Here is a 2,303-nt window from a genome sequence, read left to right on the forward strand (position 1 = left end):
AAGAGCTATCAGCTGCTGGCCGCGCAATGGGCCTTTGCCGATGCGGACGGGTATACTGTTCTGTGCGGCTGGCCGCCCGCCGAGCCGGAAGACAGATTGCAAGACCGCGCCCGCGCCGCGCGGGCCCAGCTGGCCGCGGCACGGGCCGCGCAAGCGGCGCGGACAGGCTAGGGCCCCGGGCGCCCAGCCGGGCTGCAGCGCACAAACGCCCCGCCAAAGGCGGGGCGCCAGGCCCAACGGGATGAGGCCCGCCGGGGCCGAAGACGGGCGGGAACGCCTCAGCCCTCCTTCTTGATTTCCACAGAATGCGGATAAGGAATAGAAATGCCCTTGGCGTCGAAAGCCTCTTTCACACCCTGTGTCAGAGCAAATTTTACTTCCCAGTAATCCGCCGCTTCACACCAGACACGGGCCGTCAGATCGACGGAACTGTCCCCCAGATTGGTCACCCGCACCCAAGGTTCAGGATCTTGCATCACCCGCGCGTCGGCGGCGGCCTGTTCGAGGATGATCGCCTTGGCAGCATCAGCGCTGTCGCCGTAGTCGATGCCGAACACCATGTCGACGCGGCGGGTGTCGTGATGCGAGAAATTGGTGATGACCGCGCCCCAGGCCTGGCCGTTCGGGACGATGATTTGCACATTGTCCGGTGTTGCCAGTTCTGTGATGAACAGGTTCAGGTCTTTTACCGTGCCGGCGGTGCCGCCGATATCGACATACTGGCCGATTTTGTAGGGGCGGAACAGGATCAGCATGAATCCGGCTGCGAGATCGCTGAGCGTGCCCTGCAGTGCCAGTCCTATTGCCAGCGTGGCGGCGCCAAGCATCGCGACCAGGCTGGTGGCCTCGATGCCGAAGATGCCTAGGACGGCGACCAGCACCACCAGCAGCAGCACCCAGCGCACGACGCTGGCGGCGAAATTTCCCAATGTCGGGTCGATCTGCGGGGTCTTGTTGATGCGGCGGCGCACCGCGCCGCTGATCCAGCCGGCAGCGATCCAGCCGAGGATCAGCACCACCAGCGCTTTGGCGCCATTTACCATCAGGGGCCAATAGGCCCCCGCCTGTTCAATCATCTGTTCCATGTCCGCAGTCCCAACCGGTTTCCCTAACTGTGCCCGAATGTCGTGGATGAGGCGTGCTGAGGCAATAGGGTGCAGCGGGGAAAGATCGGGCGGCAAAGGCTCAACCTTTGGGGGAGGCAGGCCGCGAGCCGCAGGATGGTGCGGACGCGCGCCCGAGAACAGTCAGTCGGCACAGAGGAGGAGCTGGGGTTCAGCGCCCCCGCCTTGCCCTGGTTTCAGAAAACAAACAAATCAGCAGTCACATCGTCCGCGTCAAAGTTGCGAAGGGTGATAGAAACATCTGCAAACCTGATATCGACGTCTTTGCCGGTGTCGCTGATCTCCAGATCGGAGAATTTGGACGCACCGCGGTAAATCCTGATCAGGTCTTCGCTTGCGTCAAAGTTGCGGATCGTATCGTGGCCGTCGCCCCTCTTGAAGATAAACAGGTCGGCGCCGCCACCGCCATCGAGCGTGTCTTTGCCCTTGTTGCCGCGCAAAACATCCTTGCCGTCGCCGCCTAGCAGCTTATCATTTCCATCGCCGCCCAGCAGTTTGTCGCTTCCGTTACCGCCCAGAAGGTTGTCATTGCCGCCGCCGCCATCAAGGGTATCTCTGCCATTCTGTCCCTTTAGAACATCCTTACCGCTTCCGCCGGAAATGGAATCGGCACCGGTTCCACCCGCGACAGTATCTGCGCCGTGCCCGGCTCTGATGGTCTCGCTTCGAGACATCGTGAAAAAGGCGCCGGGCCTGATGTCATCGTCTTCGCGCGAGCCTTTGATGGTCCAGCCTTCTTCGTTCACGAAGGATTGGAACGTTTCAAGGTTGAATTTCCCCGTTGCGGTAGTGGCCGTGCGGCTGGTCAGGTCAAATAGGCCTTCAGCGCTGACATCGACGTCGTCCAGCACCAGCTTTTCGATGGTGTGGAATGACGGGGTCAAGGAAATCTCAGCATAGTGGAATTTGGTGATGTCGCCGGTGATAAAATAGCTGCCTGAGCCAGGAGCCCGCAGATCATAGCCGTTTAGGCTCACGGTTTCGGGGTAGTTGGAAATCAGCAAGAATGTTCCGGTGCCGTATTTATTGGTCAGCCGTGCCCCGTTGAAGGTTTGAATAAGCCCGGTCATCTGGGTCGTCAGGGAACCTGTCACGGTCATAGTCGGCATGGATTTAACCTTTGAAAAGTTTCGCCAGTTTTTGGCTGAAGACGGATATGAGAAGGGCCTACACCACTGG

General features: G+C 60.2%; 2 protein-coding genes. Both read right to left on the reverse strand.

All coding sequences use genetic code 11. The features are described 5' to 3' along the window. Positions 1–278: 278 nt before the first annotated feature. Positions 279–1,085 (reverse strand): mechanosensitive ion channel domain-containing protein, encoded by an 807-nt coding sequence (locus tag A2I95_RS32170; RefSeq protein ID WP_291736367.1) that lies wholly within the window; start codon positions 1,083–1,085, stop codon positions 279–281. A 215-nt stretch (positions 1,086–1,300) separates the two neighbouring features. After that, on the reverse strand, positions 1,301–2,303 hold a 1,003-nt coding region (locus A2I95_RS32175), incomplete at its 5' end, for a calcium-binding protein (RefSeq protein WP_291736370.1).

Source organism: Leisingera sp. F5, assembly GCF_001593695.1.